The 17,577-nt window shown below is 44.9% G+C and carries 14 protein-coding genes; 6 read left to right on the top strand and 8 right to left on the bottom strand.

Features of this window, described 5'->3' with window-relative positions; translation table 11 throughout:
* Window positions 1-484: 484 nt before the first annotated feature.
* Both AB4375_RS06025 and yihA read right to left on the bottom strand, forming a co-directional pair.
* Window positions 485-1,084: a hypothetical protein gene (locus AB4375_RS06025; RefSeq protein WP_017081700.1), complete on the bottom strand. Its 600-nt coding sequence runs from the start codon at window positions 1,082-1,084 to the stop codon at window positions 485-487.
* Between the two features lie 218 nt (window positions 1,085-1,302).
* Window positions 1,303-1,965: a ribosome biogenesis GTP-binding protein YihA/YsxC gene (yihA, locus tag AB4375_RS06020; protein WP_372051193.1), complete on the bottom strand. Its 663-nt coding sequence runs from the start codon at window positions 1,963-1,965 to the stop codon at window positions 1,303-1,305.
* A gap of 148 nt (window positions 1,966-2,113) precedes the next feature.
* Between yihA and AB4375_RS06015 the strand changes: the two genes are divergently transcribed.
* The 5 genes from AB4375_RS06015 to hemN all read left to right on the top strand — a co-directional run bounded on the left by AB4375_RS06015 (window position 2,114) and on the right by hemN (window position 6,717).
* Entirely contained in the window at window positions 2,114-2,731 is a 618-nt protein-coding gene (locus AB4375_RS06015; RefSeq protein ID WP_012602993.1) for a cytochrome c, read from the top strand.
* Between the two features lie 557 nt (window positions 2,732-3,288).
* Window positions 3,289-3,927: a class I SAM-dependent methyltransferase gene (locus tag AB4375_RS06010; RefSeq protein WP_372051192.1), complete on the top strand. Its 639-nt coding sequence runs from the start codon at window positions 3,289-3,291 to the stop codon at window positions 3,925-3,927.
* Window positions 3,927-4,484 carry a Der GTPase-activating protein YihI gene (gene yihI, locus AB4375_RS06005; protein WP_017060163.1) on the top strand — a complete coding sequence of 186 codons (558 nt, stop codon included), beginning with the start codon at window positions 3,927-3,929 and terminating at the stop codon, window positions 4,482-4,484. The genes AB4375_RS06010 and yihI overlap by 1 nt, the downstream gene beginning before the upstream one ends.
* 6 nt (window positions 4,485-4,490) lie before the next feature.
* Window positions 4,491-4,979 carry a DUF2489 domain-containing protein gene (locus AB4375_RS06000; protein WP_017060164.1) on the top strand — a complete coding sequence of 163 codons (489 nt, stop codon included), beginning with the start codon at window positions 4,491-4,493 and terminating at the stop codon, window positions 4,977-4,979.
* Between the two features lie 346 nt (window positions 4,980-5,325).
* The gene (gene hemN, locus AB4375_RS05995) at window positions 5,326-6,717 is read left to right on the top strand and encodes an oxygen-independent coproporphyrinogen III oxidase (protein ID WP_372051191.1); all 1,392 of its coding nucleotides are present in this window, start codon (window positions 5,326-5,328) and stop codon (window positions 6,715-6,717) included.
* 83 nt (window positions 6,718-6,800) lie between these two features.
* Here the strand turns inward: hemN and AB4375_RS05990 are convergent, their stop codons facing one another.
* From AB4375_RS05990 to glnA, 5 genes are all read right to left on the bottom strand, one after another.
* Window positions 6,801-9,383, bottom strand: a complete 2,583-nt coding sequence (locus AB4375_RS05990) for an EAL domain-containing protein (protein ID WP_372051190.1) — start codon at window positions 9,381-9,383, stop codon at window positions 6,801-6,803.
* A 108-nt stretch (window positions 9,384-9,491) separates the two neighbouring features.
* Complete coding sequence (glnG, locus tag AB4375_RS05985; protein ID WP_017059224.1) at window positions 9,492-10,895, bottom strand: nitrogen regulation protein NR(I); 1,404 nt, start codon at window positions 10,893-10,895, stop codon at window positions 9,492-9,494.
* Window positions 10,896-11,016: 121 nt separating this feature from the next.
* Complete coding sequence (gene glnL, locus AB4375_RS05980; RefSeq protein WP_019826501.1) at window positions 11,017-12,093, bottom strand: nitrogen regulation protein NR(II); 1,077 nt, start codon at window positions 12,091-12,093, stop codon at window positions 11,017-11,019.
* Window positions 12,094-12,261: 168 nt separating this feature from the next.
* Window positions 12,262-12,831 (bottom strand): DUF4124 domain-containing protein, encoded by a 570-nt coding sequence (locus AB4375_RS05975; RefSeq protein ID WP_017059222.1) that lies wholly within the window; start codon window positions 12,829-12,831, stop codon window positions 12,262-12,264.
* A gap of 214 nt (window positions 12,832-13,045) precedes the next feature.
* Window positions 13,046-14,455, bottom strand: a complete 1,410-nt coding sequence (gene glnA, locus AB4375_RS05970) for a glutamate--ammonia ligase (protein ID WP_017059221.1) — start codon at window positions 14,453-14,455, stop codon at window positions 13,046-13,048.
* Window positions 14,456-15,017: 562 nt separating this feature from the next.
* On the opposite strand from glnA, the gene typA reads away from it, so the two are divergent.
* Window positions 15,018-16,853, top strand: coding sequence for a translational GTPase TypA (gene typA, locus AB4375_RS05965; RefSeq protein ID WP_017070104.1), 1,836 nt, complete (start codon window positions 15,018-15,020; stop codon window positions 16,851-16,853).
* Window positions 16,854-17,016: 163 nt separating this feature from the next.
* Here the strand turns inward: typA and AB4375_RS05960 are convergent, their stop codons facing one another.
* A complete protein-coding gene (locus AB4375_RS05960; RefSeq protein ID WP_017063061.1) occupies window positions 17,017-17,547 on the bottom strand; it encodes an AAA family ATPase in 531 nt (176 codons plus the stop codon).
* Between the last annotated feature and the right edge of the window lie 30 nt (window positions 17,548-17,577).

The following is a 17,577-nucleotide window of genomic DNA, read 5'->3' as shown; positions in this document are numbered from 1 at the left end:
AATTAGTATGAGCCAGTGCACAAACACTGGCTTTTTTTTGTCTCGAATAAAGTTGAGCTGTAAGAAGAATTTAGGTGTTTTAATAAAACATTCATGAAAAAAAACTACAAAAATTGTTTTCATTTCTGAGCAATTGTTGTACATTAAATCTTGTAGGGTACAGAGGTAAGATGTTCTATCTTTCAGACCTTTTGTTTCACGTTATTGGATTAGGCTGATTCAGCCGCCCCAGTCAGTATTTGACTGGGGCGTTTTTTCTTGTGCGAAAGAAAAATATTTCTAACCTACTATTACTCCCGTAAACCCGCCCTTTTTAGTGTCTTTTCTTACGCTTTCTCAAGCACAGTGATAAACACCTGATTTGCCTTAGAGCTGGAACTCGATCAGCATTTGGTAATTTAAATCCGTCTCTAATTTGATTGTTTTATCATTTAAAATAACTTTTATTTTACAAGTTGCCGATAAAGGATTGATTGTTCACACCTTATTTATCAGTGTATTGAGTGGGTGAATGCTCAATGTAATCCATGATTTCTTGTTGTTTCTCAGTACTGTATTTCAGCGCTTCGGCGGTGATTTGGATGGATTGCGCCATCGAAGAGATATTGTTGGTCGCTTTCACCAAGGTTTGCTGCATGGGTTTTAGGATGAGTAGGTAGATAGCAGTCAAAGCGATAACAATGACAGCGATAACGGCTGCTAACGCAATGATGATCTTGGTCTGAATATCATCCAACAGCATTTGACTGGTCTTTTTAAAGGCGAGTCGAGATTGGTCTAAGGCTTGTGGGAGTTGATTGAGTGATGTTTTGGTAGAGCTCGCAAGCTTGTTGATGCTTTCAACGGTTTGGTTAAGAGCTTGTTGTTGGTCTTCACTAAGGTTGGGGTTGTTGACGATCGCCTGCAAAGATTGCGATATCACCTCAAGAGACTCACTCGCATCTTGAGCGTATTTTTCCATACCATCCAAGTCCAAGGTCATATCAACATTGATCAGTGGGGCTTGTTCTTGTTCTGCTTCAGAGGCAAACCCTGTCAGTGAGACCAACATAAGTGCAATGATGGCCAATGGTGTTTTCCACATGAGTATTCCTTTCTCATTGTTCTGATTATTTAGATGTGTCTTTTAGTATGGTTCACTTCTATTGGTTTTAGTGGCTAAATCCGATTTTTAACACTAAAAACTTATGCTTAACTCACTCATTTTTGGGCAAAAAAATACCCCACCTATATAAGGAGGGGCATTGATAAGGCTAAATCACGTGTTGTAAGTGCTCTAACCTATAGCGATAAGTAGAGGAACTACTCTGAGTCGTTGTGCTCTTCGTCTGCTAACTCATCAATGATTTGATCAGCAAGAAGCGCAGGCGCAAACCACTCATCCATCTTGGCACGCAGTTGGTCAACGCCGATGCCCTTCATTGAAGAGAAGACATCAACAGCAACATCACCACCGAAAGATTTTGCATCGTTACGGATTTTCAGTAGCTGTGCTTTACGCGCACCACTTTTCAGTTTGTCTGCTTTTGTTAACAAAACCTGTACTGGGATGCGGCTATCGATAGCCCAGTAGATCATTTGTTGGTCAAGGTCTTTCATTGGGTGACGGATATCCATCAATACCACTAAACCTTTCAGGCTTTCACGTCGTTGTAGGTATTCACCTAGCGACTTCTGCCATTTTTTCTTCATCTCAAGTGGTACTTGAGCAAAGCCATATCCAGGTAAATCGACGATATGACAACCGTCCGTTACCTTAAATAGGTTGATTAGCTGAGTTCGACCGGGTGTTTTACTGGTTTTCGCCAAGCTTTTTTGGTTTGTAACGCGATTTAGCGCGCTAGATTTACCAGCATTGGAGCGTCCTGCAAACGCAATTTCGATCCCTTCGTCTTCTGGTAAATGACGAATATCAGGTGCACTGGTAATGAAATGCGTGTTTTGATAATGAATTTTTACGCTCACTGTTAACTCCATCTCGACTTTGTGTAGTCGATTGATTACTTTTTTGTGAATTTGTGTAAAATAACCGTGCTCGGCATAAGGTCGCCTATTGTACCATGAGTGGCAACATAGAGTGGTACTGGAAGCTTGATAATTATAATGGAATGTCATGAAGAAATTAGCGCTAATTTTGAGTCTTTTAGCCAGCTGCTCAGTATGGGCTCAAGGTAGTATTGAAGCTGGTAAAGCCAAATCACAAACATGTGTTGCCTGCCACGGTGCTGACGGCAACAGCCTGATCACTCAGTACCCTAAGCTGGCTGGTCAACATGAGAAGTATCTAGAGAAGCAGTTAAAAGAGCTTAAGCTAGGTATGACAAGTGGTGGTAAGCAAGGTCGTTACGAACCTGTAATGGGTGCAATGGCGATGCCTTTATCTGAAGAAGATATGGCTGACCTAGCGGCATACTACGCCTCTCTACCTATCTCTAGTAACTCTACTCCTGAAAATGTAGTAGATGAAGGTAAGGTTCTTTACACAGCGGGTAACGCAGAACGCGGCGTAACGGCGTGTATTGCTTGTCATGGCCCTCGTGGTAATGGTACCGAACTTTCTGGTTTCCCTAAGATTTCAGGTCAGCACGCAGATTACATCAAGGCTCAACTTGAAAAATTCCGCGATGGTGACCGTAATAACGACATGAATGCGATGATGCGTGATGTAGCTAAAAAGTTAACAGACGCTGATATTGATACCTTATCGAAGTACGTTGGTGGTTTACACTAATTTGTCGGTTTCTTGCTCTTAGCCAGAGTAAAGGAATGTACGTTCGAGCGAGATTGAAGAGACGCCCCGATCAGTAATGGTCGGGGCGTTTTCTTTTGTATTGGTTTTATTAATGCGTTTTGTGTTTATGTCTGATTTATCAATGTGTGATCGATTTGTGTACAAAAGTGTGAAGTCGCACTCTTGTAGTCTTTTTGTAACACGGTAAAGTAACCGCCATCAGCTAGGAGCTGACTTAGATATGGATGATCATCTAGTCTAACGGTATAGACAGAAATGGATCAGGCTAGGACAGCCCAGCAACAAGGTGTTAGAAAAGGATAGCCAAAACTCATCAGGACGATGAACAACAAACAAATTTGGCATGGAAAGCACCAATAACAAATGGAGATTTGTGTACCAAGTTGAGTATGCAAATTTTGGCCGATATAGGCAGATTTAGAGAGCGATAGGTTTTCCTATCGCTTTTTTTATTGATTTGATGAAAAAACACCCAATACCTCTCCACTATAAACTCAGTTTCTGGTATGTTTCGCATCCCTGTTTAAGGATGTGCTATGTATACTTGTCCCTTATGCCATCACCAAGGCGTGAATCACTATTTTGAAGACAAACGCAGAGCCTATCTGCAGTGTCAGCAATGTGAACTGGTATTTGTTAAACCTGAACAAAGGTTAGAAGCAAAAGAAGAAAAAGCACACTATGATCTCCATGAGAACGATCCTAGTGATGCAGGCTATCGCCGCTTTTTATCTCGCATCGCGGATCCACTAACAGACAAAATTTCATCTAACTCACACGGGTTGGATTTTGGTTGTGGCCCAGGCCCTACGCTATCTATTATGTTAGAAGAAGCCGGACACACCATGGAGTTGTACGATATCTATTACCACCCAGAACCCTCTGTGTTGGAAAAAACGTATGACTTTATGACTGCCACGGAGGTGATAGAGCATCTTTATCAACCAGACAAAGTGTGGCAGCAATGGTTGAATTTAGTTAAACCCAAGGGCTGGATTGGTCTTATGACTAAACTAGTAATAGACGTAGACGCGTTTGCTGGTTGGCACTACAAGAATGACCCGACACATGTCGTCTTCTTTAGTCGTCAAACATTCCAGTTTTTGGCAGAGCGGGATAAGCTCGAACTAGAATTTTTTGGAAATGATGTAATTTTACTGAGGAAAGTGCAGTAATGGGTCGTAGTAAGAAATCAAGAAAGCCGGGAGCACTTGGCGCTCCGGAGCCTATGGTTACTCGTAACCGTAGTGAATCTGATGTTGAAGGTCGTGAACGTAAGCGTGTTAAAAAGCGTAAAGGCCTTAAGTCTGGCAGCCGTCACTCAGATGGTAGCGAAGCAAAACAGCGTAAAGCTGCACAAGCTCGTGATCCACGTTTAGGCAGCAAGAAAAAAATTCCGCTGATCGTTGAACCAGCGAAGAAGCCGACTAAACAAGAGCGCAAGCTATCTAACGAACAAGAGTTAGAGATGCTTGAGAATGACGCTCAACTGAACACACTCCTAGATCGTATCGAAAATGGTGAAAACCTAGGTGCTGGTCTACAGAAGTTTGTTGATGAGAAACTTGATCGTATCGAACACCTAATGGGACGCTTAGGTCTACTAGAGCCAGAAGACGATGAAGAAGAGATCTTCGAAGAAGCACCGGTTGCCTCTAAGAAGAAAGCGAGCTCTGACGAAGACTTGCTATCTCAATTCGAAGATTTCGATTTAGACAGCTTTAAAGGTTAATAGCCAGTGAACGTAACCTTATTAGCAATTGCTGGTGGAATTATCATTCTCGGCTTGGGCTCTTACGCAGGTTACCTTCTACTTCAAGTGAAGAAGCAGACGGAGTTGCAAAAGCAGCATCAAGCACTAGCCATTGAAAAACGCAACGCGACGATTTACGAAAACGTAAATACTTTGTGCTTAGCGGGCATTCAAGGGCAATGTGACTTACCTGAGATCAGTATTCGAGTGTGTATCATTATGGATAATGTTCAGGGTGATGAGCGTGTCGATTTTGATTCTGAGTATCCTGCTCTTTCTGAGCTGTACCATATCGTAAAAGATATGGCTCGCGGAGAGGCAAGGCAGGAACTGACGAAGAAAGAGCGCATGCAGCAGAATCTCACACGCCATAAGGCGGAGACTCGCTTGAATGATGCGGTCATTGAAGATTTGAAAAGGTTGCAGGAGAAGGTTAAGCCTCTCAATAACCAAATCAACATTCAGATGATCTAGTCACTAAGACTTTTAAATATAGAGGCTTGTTTAACATTCCGTTTTTAGACGCGCTGCTTTTAATACCTATGCATTTAAGACTTTTCATCTTAAATGCATCTTGTTTTTAAGTCGCCTTATCTTTTAATAGACAATGTTAAATGAGCCTTCTTACCTTTTGCGTCTCGTTAATCCCGACGCTTTGTTAGTGATCAAGCTAGCAGTTCTGAGTTTTTGTCTAAAAAATTGATTTTGTCTTGGAACGACCTTACAGGTCGTGTGGCAAAATAACCCGTCTATATTTTAATGTATGTAAAATGATTTGAGAGACCTTAGGTTCTCGCGGATCTAAATTGGAAATACCGCTATGTCGAGCAAGCCAGTAACAACGAATCAGCAAATCGTTTGGGATCAAGAGATCTTAAACAAGTACAACTATTCGGGACCTCGTTACACCTCATACCCAACTGCGTTGGAGTTTCATGAAGCGTTTACCGTCGCTGATTACGACATGGCGTGTACTCAATATCTTGAGCGTCCACTCTCTCTTTACGTGCATATCCCGTTCTGCCACAAGCTTTGTTACTACTGTGGTTGTAATAAAGTCATTACTCGTCACTCGCATAAAGCGGATGAGTACCTTGATGTGATTGAACATGAAATCCGCCAACGCGCCTCTTTATTGAATGGCCGTGAAGTGACGCAATTGCACTTCGGTGGTGGTACGCCAACGTTCTTGACCAAAACACAAATCACTCGTTTGATGAGTATTTTGCGTGAAGAGTTTAACTTCACCGCTGACGCTGAAATCAGTATTGAAGTTGACCCGCGTGAGATTGAGCTAGACGTACTTGACCACCTGCGTAACGAAGGCTTCAACCGCCTGAGCATTGGCGTGCAAGACTTCAATAAAGAAGTACAGAAGCTGGTTAACCGTGAGCAAGATGAAGAGTTCATCATTGCGATGGTTAAACGTGCGAAAGAGCTAGGTTTCCGTTCAACTAACCTGGATTTGATCTACGGCCTACCAAAGCAGACTCAAGCTTTGTTCGCTGAAACATTGAAGCAAGTGTTAGAAATGAAGCCGGGCCGTTTATCGGTATTTAACTACGCACACATGCCTCAGCTGTTTGCGGCGCAGCGTAAGATTAAAGACGAAGATCTACCTGAAGCGAAAGAGAAAATGGCTATCTTGCAAGATACCATCGAGACGCTAACGGGAGCGGGTTACCAGTTCATTGGTATGGATCACTTCGCACTACCTGAAGATGAGCTAGCCGTAGCACAGCGTGAAGGTATTCTGCATCGTAACTTCCAAGGCTACACCACCCAAGGTGAAGCTGACTTAATTGGTTTCGGTGTTTCTGCGATTTCTATGGTTGGTGATGCTTACGCACAAAATCAGAAAGAGCTGAAGAAGTACTACGCTCAGGTGAATGACCTGCGTCATGCACTTTGGAAAGGTGTTGCTCTAGACAGTGACGACCTTCTACGTCGTGAAGTGATCAAGCAGCTGATTTGTAACTTCAAGCTTGATAAAACAATGATCGAATCTGAGTTCTCGGTTAACTTTAATCGCTACTTCAAAGAAGATTTAGAGCTTCTACAAACTTTTATCAACGATGAGTTGGTTGAAGTCGATGACAAAGAAATCCGCGTGACTTTGCGTGGCCGCTTGCTGATCCGTAACATCTGTATGTGTTTTGATAAATACCTACGTGCCAAGGCTCGCCAACAGCAATTCTCTCGCGTTATCTAATCGCTCGATAGAGAATAGAACAATAAAAAATGCCAGCATCATGCTGGCATTTTTGTATCTGACTCATTCGATTTCTGCCTGGTTTAGGTGAGACTCTCAGTGGTATTTTGTTTGACCTTGGCACTTTGCTTGGAGTTGATGAGGTCGGTAGGCCATTGGTCAAACGGAACTGGGCGACTGTATAAGAAGCCTTGAGCAAGCGGGCACTGCAGCTGCTTGAGAAGTTCAGCCTGTTGCTGTGTTTCAACGCCCTCTGCCACCAAGCTTACTTTGAAGCCCTTAGTGATGTTAACGATGGCCGCGACGATGGAGCTATCTAGGTTCTCTTTATCAAGTTTGCTGACAAAGCTGCGGTCGATCTTAAGGCAGTCGAATGGCAGTTTGTGTAAGTAAGCCAGTGACGAATAGCCGGTACCAAAGTCATCAATCGCAATTGATATCCCTAGTGCTTTTAGAGTCAGCATGTTATCGATGATGGTCGGGTCGTTGTCGACGATGCGTGATTCGGTGATCTCTAGTGTCAGGTTGCTTGCTGGCAGATTTGTGTCTCGCAACGTGCCTTTTACTTGTTCCACAAAGCCACTTTCACTCAGTTGATCGACCGACAGGTTAACGTGAATCGAGAAGTCCTTGCTCCATTTTCCTGACTCAATCGCGATGGCTGTATCTCGACACGACTTATGCAGAATTTGTTTTCCGATATCGTCAATGAGCCCGCTCTCTTCCGCGAGAGGAATGAACTCGAGTGGCGAGATCACCCCTTCATCCGTTATCCAGCGAGCTAAAGCTTCTGCTCCTATGGTCGAGCCAGATTCCAGATCAATAATAGGCTGATAAAACGGTTCGAACTGTTGAAGCTCAATCGCTCGGTTCATCCGCGCTAACATCTTGGTGCGATGTCTCGATGCTTTGCCCATTTCAAGGCTATAAATACAGACACTGGTTTTGTCTTGTTTCGCATTGCTCAATGCAATGCTGCTGCTGCGTAGCAGGAGTGTAATGTCGTGAAGATTCGAGACATTCACTATCCCCATCGATACCTTAATCACCACGCTTTCCGATTCCATTGAAAATGGGGAAGCGAAGGTTTGAAGTAAGCGGTTAGTCAGCAGCTGAACATCATCGCTTTGCGTTACGTTTGGCGCGTAGATGGCAAACTCATCACCACCAGTGCGAGCTAGTAGGTATTCGGATGGCAGTGTGCCTCTTAAACGAGCAGCCGCAATGATAAGTAGCTGGTCGCCATTGTAATGACCTAGGCTGTCATTGATGTCTCGGAAGCGATCAATACCAATCAAATACAGTGTGCCTTTTTCGTTGTCGGGGTGTTTCTTGGCAGCGTCAATAAAGCCTTCACGGCTGTATAGCTTGGTTAATGAGTCATAGGTAAGTTGAGACTGTAATGCATGAAACGAAGCCTTTAAGTTGTTGGTCATTTCATTGAATGACTCGACCAACATGCTGGTTTCATATATATGCCCTGTTTTTGGCATGCTCGCGTCCCAATCGCCCTTAGCAAGGCGTTTTGCCGCATCCGCTGTCGAGGTGATGGGTTGGGTTGCGCGATTAAAGGCAATTAATCCTGCAATGACCCCAATGCAGCTCAGTGCTAGCCCAAGCAACCAACTGTTTCTTTGATTTTCTGGCAATTCACCGAGCAGATTGCTTTCAGGGATCGACACCCCAATAAACCACGTGAGCCCGTGCTCATCTTCGTATGGGGTGATTTGGTTGAAGTAGCGTTCGTTGTCTAGGCTAAAACTAAAGCGCTGCTCGCCCAAATTCTCGATTAGGTGGAATTGCTCTACGTAGCTAGCACTCTCACGTATGACTGGATTAGCACTCTCTGTTGCTAGTTTGCGTTGCCCTTTGTTGGTTTGTCTTGTGCCCCATGAAACGACACTGCCTCCGCCTGAGTGCGCGACCAAGCGTTGCTGCTTATCGATGATGTAAACAGAGGCATCCGTTCTATCTTTGAGCTTTCTGAGAAACGCATTGAAGGTATTGATTTTGATGTCGCTGACTACGACGGCTTTGAATTCATTATCATCATAGATAGGCGCTAGAGCAGATAAGGTGATTTCTTGACGTTCGTCAGCATTGGCATAAATTGGTGACCATAACGGTTTTTTCTGTGTCGCAATGGGTGTGTACCAAGGACGGATTCTAGGATCGTAACCTGAAATCACCGATCGAATGTCTTCACTAATTTTGCTGCCACGGTAAATGACCAGCTGATCATTGGTGCGTTCGTCTTGCACCATCAAGGTGTAGCCTTTGTTGGCTTCTTTGCGGAAACCGACGTAGTTACCATCTTCAGAACCAAAGCCGATCGCATCGAGTTGAGGTACAGCAGTGTAATGGTCTGAAAACGTATAAAAAATATAGTCTTGGACCTTACTAAGATTGCCTGCTTGATAAAGATGGTGGTAGCCGATGTTATGGCTGAGCGAGAGGTTGGCGTGAAATGGCTTTTCTAAAAAATTAGACAGGCTTTGATGAACATTGTCAGTCAGTGATGTCAGCTGGCGTGCACTAACATCACTCACCATCTCTTTGTAGCTTAGCTTTTGAGTGAAAACCATTACACCCATAGTGAACAGAAAAATCATCACGAATGGCAGAACCACTGCGGTTCTCAAAGTAATTTGTGTTTTCAAAGACATCTTTAGCTACAACTTTGGTGAATAGTGTACTGTAATTGTACCGACACTATTCAAACCAAGCGACACTTTTTTGGTTAAAAAGTAGCTGCATCGAGAATCATATAAGGTCTAGTACAGTTCTTTGAGTTTACGAGTTAGGGTGTTTCTTCCCCATCCCAAAACCTTAGCTGCATCCTGTTTATGACCATTAGTGTGGTGGAGTGCAGCTTCTAGCAGTATACGTTCAAATTCTGGCAGAGCATAAGTTAGCAGCTCTTTTTCTCCTGAATCAAGCGCACACTTTGCCCAATTAGCGAGCAGTTGTTGCCAGTTATCTCCAGTTCCTGAGGTGGTCACCACTTTTTCTTCTAGCAGCTCTGGTGGCAGGTCTGAAGGAAGAATTTCGCTGCCGCTGGCCATCACGGTAAGCCAACGACAAATGTTTTCAAGCTGACGCACGTTACCCGGCCAATTGAGCTGGTTGAGCTTCAAAATGGTCTCAGGATGCAGTGTCTTCACTTCAACACCGAGCTCTTCGGCGGCGGATGCTAGGAAGTGATGAGTCAGCTTTTCAATGTCTTGTTTACGTTCGCGAAGTGCCGGGATATGGATTCGGATAACGTTGAGTCGGTGGAAAAGGTCTTCACGGAAGTCGCCTTCATGCACTAAGCGCTCAAGATCTTGGTGGGTTGCGGCAACGATACGAACGTCTACCTTAACTGCAGAGTGACCGCCGACACGATAGAACTGACCATCAGAAAGTACACGCAACAAGCGAGTTTGGATATCGAGTGGCATGTCACCGATCTCATCCAGAAATAGGGTGCCGCCGTTGGCTTGTTCAAAGCGTCCTTGGCGAACGCTGTTAGCACCGGTAAAGGCACCTTTTTCGTGGCCAAACAGTTCAGACTCGATCAGATCTTTGGGGATTGCTGCCATGTTCAAGGCAATGAAGGGCTTCTTAGCTCTTGGGCTGTGACGATGCAGAGCGTGAGCGACCAATTCTTTACCGGTACCCGATTCACCATTGATCAGCACGGATATGGATGAGCGAGACAAACGGCCAATCGCTCGGAAAACCTCCTGCATTGCCGGTGCTTCACCGATGATTTCTGGCGCGTTGGTGTCTTCAGCGACCTCACTGGCTTGTTCGCGTTTCTGCTCTTGGCTGTGCGCGATCGCTCGTTCGACTAGAGTCAGTGTTTCATCAATATCGAACGGCTTTGGAAGATATTCAAAGGCGCCTTTTTGATAAGCATTCACCGCCGCATCAAGGTCTGAGTGCGCGGTCATAATGATCACGGGCAGGTCGGGAGAGCGTTGATGAACCTGATGCAACAGCTCAATCCCGTCAATGCCGGGCATGCGAATGTCAGACACCAATACGTCCGGTGTCTCGCGCTCAAGCGCAAGCAACACGCTCTCAGCATCAGCAAATGTTTCACACTTAATATCCGCAGATGAAAGTGTTTTCTCTACTACCCAGCGGATAGAGCTGTCGTCATCGACGACCCAAACGTATCCCTTACTCATAATTCAATTCCTTTACAGCCAAATCTATTGTGATAATCATTGTTGTTTTTATGATGTCTTAATCTTTGTGTTACCGAGCTAAGCCTTTCATCTCGCTGTCCAATAGCGAGGTTCTTATGACCTAAATCGGTAGATAAATCGTGAATGTGGTGTTGCCTGGCCAGCTTTCAACATCAATTTTCCCATTGTGTTGATCGATCAGGTTTTGAGAAATCGATAGCCCCAGCCCTGTTCCACCTTCTCGTCCGCTGACCATTGGGTAAAACAGCGTGTCTTTTAAATCATCGGGGATGCCCGGACCGTTATCGCTGATCTCAATACGAGCCGCGAGTTTGTGTCGCTGCCCGTGAATATTTGCTTGATGCACCGTTCTGGTGCGAATGGTGATTTTGCCAGAATCTTGAGTCTTTAGAATCTGCGCTGCATTGCTCACGATATTGAGCATCGCTTGTTCAACCTGTGCCGAATCCATCAAGATGTCCGGTAGGCTCGGGTCGTAATCCCTTTCGATGGCGAGCGTTGAACCCGATTCGAGCTCTACGAGCTGCCTGACTTTCTCAAGTATCTGGTGAAGGTTCTCTTCTGATTTAGTCCCCGGCTTCTGTGGGCCAAGCAGACGGTCGACTAATGCTCTTAAGCGGTCGGCTTGCTCAATAATGATCTGCGTATATTCATTAAGAGACTGATCAGGAAGCATTTTGCCAAGTAACTGCGCCGCACCTCTTAAGCCACCGAGTGGATTTTTGATCTCATGTGCTAACCCGCGTACCAGCAACTTAGCCGCTTGTTGTTGTGCATGTTGGTTGAGCTCTTGGCTGAGGCGTCTTTGCTGGTCTATCTTGCGCATCTCAACCAATAACAGCGTCTCTCGTTGCCAAGAGATTGGGCTAACCGTGACTTCAAGCATCAGTGGGCGGTTATCAACAACGAAGGTAACGTCACTGTCGGTAATGCTCTGGCCACTTTGTAGCGGTTGCGTCAACAGTGCCAAATCAAGTGAAGCGTGTTGGATAAGTTGGCTCAGTGGATGATCAACGATGCGTCGTGCGCTCTGTGAAAAGAGCTGCTCAGCGGCCGGATTGGCGTATCGGACATACAATTGCTCATCGAGCATCAATGTCGAAGTCACCATATTGTCGAGAATGGCGCTGGAAAGATGATGTGTATCTATGCTGTCGCTTTTGGCTGATCGATTCACTATTTCGTCCTTGAACTGGTGTTTTTCTCACTGCACCAAATTGGTGCGTGGCTAAGTTCAAGTATGGCGCATATCAACCAGAAGCTAAAGATAATTCATTAGAGTCGCTGAAAGCTGCTTCGATTAGGTGAAAAGTAGAGGTTATTTGGCCTCTTTTAACACATTGGCCTACTTGAGCGTCGCTCGATGTAAATACACGGTGACTGGACTAGTAGATGCAATAAGCTTGCCGCTTCTATGTGCTTGAATTGCAATGGTGTGAGTACCTCGATCGATACCTTTTAATTCCCAAATAGGTTGGGTCTGTGGGGCGCCATATCGACGGCCATCGAGCATCAATTGTAATTGTTCACCTATACCAAGCTTTCGGTTGAGTTCTATCTGAATCGGGATTAAGCCGCGATTACTACGAATGGTTTGATCATGAACTGGAGTCAACATGGTGAGGGCTAATTGAGTAGGAACCTCGCGCTTTGTGGTTTCGGTTTCTGCCTGAGTTTTGGCTGGCGTTGCCGTTTTAGTTGTAGAGGAAGCAGCAGCGTCAACCGGAGTTGAGGCCTCAAATTTAGGGGCGGGTGCTGAAGCTTGCACATCTGGCAGGCGAAGAGCCTCGGCATCTTGAGCGCTAGGGTTATCACTAAAGTGGAGCACGCCATCTTCATCTATCCAGGTATACACCGTTTGAGCAGAGCACGAGAGCGCGACTGTTAACCCGATTAGGAACAGTATGTTTTTCATATCTTTAGCCTCTTTTCACCGCTAGGTGATTTCACGTTTGGCGTTGGTTTTATTGTATTTAGCGCGACAGCCTCTGAGGGCTTTTGTTTAAGGTATGTTACGAGGAAGTGAAGGTTGGAAGAATATAAAAAAGGCCCGCCTGCGAGGCGAGCCTAATATTTAGTCAGCGATTCTTACAAGGTTGCAGTAAGAAATGGCTTATCTCTACAGGAGATTAAACTGAGTAGTACAGTTCAAACTCAAGTGGGTGTGTAGCCATGTTCACGCGTTGTACGTCGTCAGATTTCAGAGTGATGTAAGAATCGATGAAATCGTCAGAGAATACGCCGCCAGCTGTTAGGAACTCACGGTCTTCGCTAAGCGCTGCTAGAGCTTCTTGTAGAGATTCTGCAACTGTTGGGATTTCAGCTGCTTCTTCTGCAGGAAGGTCGTATAGATCTTTATCCATAGCTTCGCCTGGGTGAATCTTGTTCTTGATGCCGTCAAGGCCAGCCATAAGCATTGCTGAGTAGCATAGGTATGGGTTAGCTGCTGGGTCACCAAAACGTAGCTCGATACGACGTGCTTTAGGGCTTGGTACTACTGGGATACGGATAGAAGCAGAACGGTTACGTGCTGAGTAAGCAAGCATTACAGGTGCTTCGAAACCAGGTACAAGACGCTTGTACGAGTTAGTTGATGGGTTAGCAAACGCGTTGATTGCACGAGCGTGCTTGATTACACCACCGATGTAGTAAAGAGCCATTTCAGATAGGCCGCCGTACTTATCACCAGCAAACAGGTTAACGCCGTCTTTTGCTAGAGATTGGTGAACGTGCATACCAGAACCGTTGTCACCAACTAGTGGCTTAGGCATGAATGTCGCTGTTTTACCAAATGCGTGAGCAACGTTGTGTACAACGTACTTGTAGATTTGAGTTTCATCAGCTTTCGCTGTTAGCGTGTTGAAGCGAGTAGCGATTTCGTTTTGACCCGCAGTTGCTACTTCATGGTGGTGAGCTTCAACAACTAGGCCCATCTCTTCCATTACTAGACACATTGCTGAACGGATGTCTTGAGATGAATCTACTGGAGCTACTGGGAAGTAACCGCCTTTAACGCCAGGACGGTGACCTTTGTTACCGCCTTCGAAGTCAGAACCTGTGTTCCAAGCTGCTTCTACGTCATCGATCTTGAAGAAAGAACCAGACATGTCGTTTGAGAACTTAACGTCGTCAAATAGGAAGAATTCTGGCTCTGGACCAACTAGAACTGTGTCTGCGATACCTGTAGAACGTAGGTACTCTTCAGAACGTTTAGCGATAGAGCGTGGGTCACGGTCGTAGCCTTGCATTGTTGCAGGCTCAAGGATGTCACAACGGATGTTTAGTGTTGCGTCTTCTGTGAATGGGTCCAGTACAGCAGATGCTGCGTCTGGCATCATTACCATGTCAGATTCGTTAATGCCTTTCCAACCAGCTACTGAAGAGCCGTCAAACATTTTGCCTTCTTCGAAGAAGTCTGCATCAACTTGGTGAGAAGGAATAGAGATATGCTGCTCTTTACCTTTTGTATCAGTAAAACGTAAGTCGATAAATTTAACTTCGTTCTCTTGGATCAGGGATAGTACATTTTCTACTGACATCTTGGATAACCTCCAGTGTTATTAATTCGGTATTAGCTCGATTCGGTTGAAACTAGCATTGATTAATGTCTATAAGTGCATTAATCGATGCTGATTTATCTATAGCCAAAAACGTGCCAAAAAAATTATTCCATTAATTTCAATGATTTACTTGTTTTTCGGTTTTGCTTAATTTGGTTTTTGCACCAAAATGATCTCCGGGCGCACCTTATTGGTGCAATTGTTTGTCTGTGCACCAATATGAGACATAAGCGAGCACCATTCAGCAATGAATTGCCTAAGTTGTCAATCCACTTTTGTTATTTTGCGGGAGATTTGGTTCGCCACTCGCAGGTGATACTTTTTTAGAGTCCTACGAATTGGGCTGTTCAACACTGTACTGAATCAAAGTTAAGCGGATATGAATCGCTAATAAAGAAAAAAGCCCCGGTTCAGATCACATATTTCTGGGTTTTTGTCTAGAATCTGGTATATTATTGACCGTTTTTTAAATCAAGCTAGCGGTTATTATCCAAACTTTTGAGATAAGTGACGGCTACTTTTATGAGTGAATCGAGAATCCATGTCTACTCCACAGATTGATAAGTTAAGAAATATCGCGATCATCGCGCACGTTGACCACGGTAAAACGACTTTGGTTGATAAACTGCTACAACAGTCAGGCACTCTTGAGTCTCGTGGTGAAGCTGAAGAGCGTGTCATGGATTCGAATGACATCGAAAAAGAGCGTGGCATTACCATTCTTGCTAAGAACACAGCAATCAACTGGAATGATTACCGCATCAACATCGTAGATACTCCGGGACACGCGGACTTCGGTGGTGAAGTTGAGCGTATCATGTCTATGGTTGACTCTGTTCTGCTTATCGTTGACGCAGTTGATGGCCCAATGCCTCAAACTCGTTTCGTAACGCAAAAAGCATTCGCACACGGTCTTAAGCCAATCGTTGTAATCAACAAGATTGACCGCCCAGGCGCTCGTCCTGATTGGGTTATGGATCAAGTATTCGACCTTTTCGACAACCTAGGTGCTACTGATGAGCAACTAGACTTCACAGTTGTTTACGCTTCAGCTCTAAACGGCTGGGCAACAATGACTGAAGGCGAAACTGGCGAGAACATGGAACCATTGTTCCAAGCTGTTGTTGATACAGTAGACGCGCCTGCAGTTGACCTTGACGGTCCACTACAAATGCAAATTTCGCAACTTGATTACAGCTCTTACGTAGGTGTTATCGGTGTTGCTCGTGTTACTCGTGGTTCAGTTAAACCAAACCAACAAGTAACTATCGTGAATGCAGAAGGCAAAAAACGTAACGGTAAAGTAGGTACAGTTCTTGGTTACCTAGGTCTTGACCGTCACGAAGTTGAGCAAGCTAACGCTGGCGACATCATTGCAATCACTGGTCTTGGTGAGCTGAAGATTTCAGACACTATCTGTGACCAAAACAATGTTGAAGCAATGACTCCGCTTTCTGTTGATGAACCAACAGTAACAATGACGTTCCAAGTAAACACTTCTCCGTTCGCGGGTAAAGAAGGTAAGTTCGTTACTTCACGTAACATCCTTGAGCGTCTAGAGAAAGAACTAGTACACAACGTTGCACTACGTGTTGAAGAAACTGATAACCCAGATCGTTTCCGTGTTTCAGGTCGTGGTGAACTTCACCTATCTATCCTGATCGAAAACATGCGTCGTGAAGGTTTCGAGCTAGCTGTATCTCGTCCAGAAGTTATCATCAAGAAAGACGAAGATGGCAACCTAACTGAACCGTTTGAAACTGTGACTATCGACGTGCTTGAAGAGCACCAAGGTGGCATCATGGAAAACATCGGTCTACGTAAAGGTGAGCTAACTGATATGTCTCCAGATGGCAAAGGCCGTGTTCGCATGGACTTCATGATGCCTTCTCGTGGTCTTATCGGTTTCCAAACTGAGTTCCTAACTCTAACGTCTGGTTCTGGTCTTCTTTACCACTCATTTGATCACTACGGTCCTCACAAAGGCGGCGTAATCGGTCAACGTAACAACGGTGTTCTAATCTCGAACGCAACTGGTAAAGCTCTGACTTACGCACTATTCAACCTACAAGAACGTGGTCGTCTATTTGCTGAGCACGCGGATGAAGTATACGAAGGTCAAATCATCGGTATTCACAACCGTTCAAACGACCTAACAGTAAACTGTCTGAAAGGTAAGCAGCTAACGAACGTTCGTGCATCTGGTACTGATGAAGCACAGGTTCTTTCGCCACCTATCCGTCACACTCTAGAGCAAGCTCTTGAGTTCATCGACGAAGACGAACTAGTAGAAGTAACGCCAGTAAGCATTCGTATCCGTAAGAAGCTTCTTACTGAAAACGAACGTAAGCGTGCAGCACGTCCAGCTAAGGCTTAATTGCCAGCTGACTAGCTTCTAGCTAACAAGCAATACGTTTTAGAATAAGTAAGAAAGCCCCGAGTAGCCTAGCTGCTCGGGGCTTTTGTTTTTTTAGTTTGTTTAGATACGGTTAAACGAGATTTCGTCATCCTCAAGAGGGAGGAACGACCGAGTTGGGGATCTAGCTTTTGATACCTAAGTAACGCTCAACGAATTGAAGCCGTTCTTCGACTGGCATAAACGGCACTTCAACCACCTCATAGCCAAGTTCTTGGTAGACTCTTTCTAAAGCGTGGTGAATCTCTAGCGCTTCCTCAAACGGATAAGGTCTCACATCATCTTGTACATAAATTGAAGCCTCAGGGCGACAGAACAAGGCTTGTGAGTGGTAGCCTTTGCTTGCTTCTCGGTAGGCCGCATCTATCTCTAGGTTAGCCTGAGCCAAATAGCCACAAATGTCTGGAATAGCGCGATCGAGAAAGGCAATCGGATGTTGATTGGCTTGGTCTTTTTGCTCGCTCATCACACCTAAACAAAGCTCAGCAAAGCCGGGAAGGTCTACCCAAGGCAAGATACCGTTTTCAAGCTGACTTTGCTGTTCTATTAACTGGCGAGAGGACTCTGCGAAGGTGGGGTAACTCGCACCAGCCAACGCATTTATCAGTGTGGTTTTTCCGGCACCAGGGCCGCCAGTTATAATGATTGGGTTCATACGGGCTTATCTTGTTTTGTCTTTTCAGGC

Origin of the sequence: Vibrio sp. 10N.261.51.C6 (assembly GCF_041471785.1) — a bacterium.
Taxonomy (GTDB): domain Bacteria; phylum Pseudomonadota; class Gammaproteobacteria; order Enterobacterales; family Vibrionaceae; genus Vibrio; species Vibrio crassostreae_C.
This window is presented reverse-complemented; position numbering and strand designations above follow the sequence as displayed.